The sequence below is a fragment of the Enterococcus lemanii genome (genome assembly GCF_016909125.1).
GTDB classification, from domain to species: Bacteria; Bacillota; Bacilli; order Lactobacillales; family Enterococcaceae; genus Enterococcus_I; species Enterococcus_I lemanii.
In genome coordinates this window covers 1-3,243 of sequence record NZ_JAFBFD010000070.1, presented here as the reverse complement: position 1 = coordinate 3,243, position 3,243 = coordinate 1, and the positions used below count along the sequence as shown (strand labels likewise).

Here is a 3,243-nt window from a genome sequence, read left to right as displayed (position 1 = left end):
AAAAAATCAAAAAAACAAACCGAGAACACCGCGTTGAATGAGTTTTTTAATAAGTTCAATTGCTTATTTATCTTGATGAAACTTCTATCGCTAGAAGGGAAGTCAAAACCCAACCGCAAGGTTGATAAGGTTAAGTGAATAAGGGCGCACGGTGGATGCCTTGGCACTAGGAGCCGATGAAGGACGGGACGAACACCGATATGCTTTGGGGAGCTGTACGTAAGCTTTGATCCAGAGATTTCCGAATGGGGGAACCCAGCATCTTTTATAGGATGTTACTTTCCAGTGAATACATAGCTGGTTAGAGGTAGACGCAGAGAACTGAAACATCTAAGTACCTGCAGGAAGAGAAAGAAAATTCGATTCCCTGAGTAGCGGCGAGCGAAACGGGAAAAGCCCAAACCAACAAGCTTGCTTGTTGGGGTTGTAGGACTCCAATATGGTAGTCTTTTCAGATAGTCGAAGGATTTGGAAAAGTCCGTCAAAGAGGGTAAAAACCCCGTAGACGAAATTTGGAAGGCACCTAGGAGGATCCTGAGTACGGCGGAACACGAGGAATTCCGTCGGAATCCGGGAGGACCATCTCCCAAGGCTAAATACTCCCTAGTGACCGATAGTGAACCAGTACCGTGAGGGAAAGGTGAAAAGCACCCCGGAAGGGGAGTGAAATAGAACCTGAAACCGTGTGCCTACAACAAGTTAAAGCCCGTTAATGGGTGATAGCGTGCCTTTTGTAGAATGAACCGGCGAGTTACGATTATCTGCGAGGTTAAGTCGAAGAGACGGAGCCGTAGCGAAAGCGAGTCTGAATAGGGCGAATGAGTAGGTGGTCGTAGACCCGAAACCATGTGATCTACCCATGTCCAGGTTGAAGGTGCGGTAAAACGCACTGGAGGACCGAACCCACGTACGTTGAAAAGTGCGGGGATGAGGTGTGGGTAGCGGAGAAATTCCAAACGAACTTGGAGATAGCTGGTTCTCTCCGAAATAGCTTTAGGGCTAGCGTCAGAGTTAAGAATGATGGAGGTAGAGCACTGTTTGGACTAGGGGCCCATCTCGGGTTACCGAATTCAGATAAACTCCGAATGCCATTCATTTGTATCTGGCAGTCAGACTGTGAGTGATAAGATCCATAGTCGAAAGGGAAACAGCCCAGACCACCAGCTAAGGTCCCAAAATATATGTTAAGTGGAAAAGGATGTGGGGTTGCACAGACAACTAGGATGTTGGCTCAGAAGCAGCCACCATTTAAAGAGTGCGTAATAGCTCACTAGTCGAGTGACCCTGCGCCGAAAATGTACCGGGGCTAAACATATTACCGAAGCTGTGGAATGCACGTAAGTGCATTGGTAGGAGAGCGTTCTAAGGGCGTTGAAGGTAGATCGTGAGGACTGCTGGAGCGCTTAGAAGTGAGAATGCCGGTATGAGTAGCGAAAGACAGGTGAGAATCCTGTCCACCGTATGACTAAGGTTTCCTGGGGAAGGCTCGTCCGCCCAGGGTTAGTCGGGACCTAAGCCGAGGCCGAAAGGCGTAGGCGATGGATAACAGGTTGATATTCCTGTACCCGTTGTTTTTGTTTGAGCAATGGAGGGACGCAGGAGGCTAAGGAATGCAGACGATTGGAAATGTCTGTCCAAGCAGTGAGTCTGAGTGAGAGTCAAATGCTTTTACTTATCAAGGACAAGCTGTGATGGGGAGGGAAATTTAGTACCGAAGTTCCTGATGTCACACTGCCAAGAAAAGCTTCTAGTGAGAAAACAACGGCCCGTACCGTAAACCGACACAGGTAGTCGAGGAGAGTATCCTAAGGTGAGCGAGAGAACTCTCGTTAAGGAACTCGGCAAAATGACCCCGTAACTTCGGGAGAAGGGGTGCTGTTCGCAAGAACAGCCGCAGTGAATAGGCCCAAGCGACTGTTTATCAAAAACACAGGTCTCTGCAAAATCGTAAGATGAAGTATAGGGGCTGACGCCTGCCCGGTGCTGGAAGGTTAAGAGGAGTGCTTAGCGCAAGCGAAGGTACGAATTGAAGCCCCAGTAAACGGCGGCCGTAACTATAACGGTCCTAAGGTAGCGAAATTCCTTGTCGGGTAAGTTCCGACCCGCACGAAAGGCGTAACGATTTGGGCACTGTCTCAACGAGAGACTCGGTGAAATTTTAGTACCTGTGAAGATGCAGGTTACCCGCGACAGGACGGAAAGACCCCATGGAGCTTTACTGTAGTTTGATATTGAGTGTCTGTACCGCATGTACAGGATAGGTAGGAGCCGTAGAGATCGGGACGCCAGTTTCGATGGAGGCAATGGTGGGATACTACCCTTGCGTTATGGCCACTCTAACCCGCACCACTAATCGTGGTGGGAGACAGTGTCAGATGGGCAGTTTGACTGGGGCGGTCGCCTCCTAAAAGGTAACGGAGGCGCCCAAAGGTTCCCTCAGAATGGTTGGAAATCATTCGTAGAGTGCAAAGGCATAAGGGAGCTTGACTGCGAGAGCTACAACTCGAGCAGGGACGAAAGTCGGGCTTAGTGATCCGGTGGTTCCGCATGGAAGGGCCATCGCTCAACGGATAAAAGCTACCCTGGGGATAACAGGCTTATCTCCCCCAAGAGTCCACATCGACGGGGAGGTTTGGCACCTCGATGTCGGCTCGTCGCATCCTGGGGCTGTAGTCGGTCCCAAGGGTTGGGCTGTTCGCCCATTAAAGCGGCACGCGAGCTGGGTTCAGAACGTCGTGAGACAGTTCGGTCCCTATCCGTCGCGGGCGTTGGAAATTTGAGAGGAGCTGTCCTTAGTACGAGAGGACCGGGATGGACTTACCGCTGGTGTACCAGTTGTCTCGCCAGAGGCATCGCTGGGTAGCTATGTAGGGAAGGGATAAACGCTGAAAGCATCTAAGTGTGAAGCCCACCTCAAGATGAGATTTCCCATTTCTTTAAGAAAGTAAGAACCCTGAGAGATGATCAGGTAGATAGGTCAGGAGTGGAAGTGCAGTGATGTACGGAGCGGACTGATACTAATCGTTCGAGGACTTAACCAAATAAAATAATTCTTTGTTTGATTTTTTGAAAAGATTCTTCAAATCCAGTTTTGAGTGAGCAACGCTTACTTAACCAAATAAAATAGTGTGGTGGCGATAGCAAGAAGGATACACCTGTACCCATGCCGAACACAGAAGTTAAGCTTCTTAGCGCCGATTGTAGTGAAGGGTTTCCCTTTGTGAGAGCAGGACGTCGCCACGC

At 49.6% G+C, this 3,243-nt stretch carries 2 rRNA genes; both read left to right on the top strand.

What is annotated here, in order from left to right:
• Positions 1 to 128 precede the first annotated feature (128 nt).
• A 23S ribosomal RNA gene (locus tag JOD14_RS12990) occupies positions 129 to 3,041 on the top strand.
• A gap of 86 nt (positions 3,042 to 3,127) precedes the next feature.
• Positions 3,128 to 3,243 (top strand): 5S ribosomal RNA (gene rrf / locus JOD14_RS12985).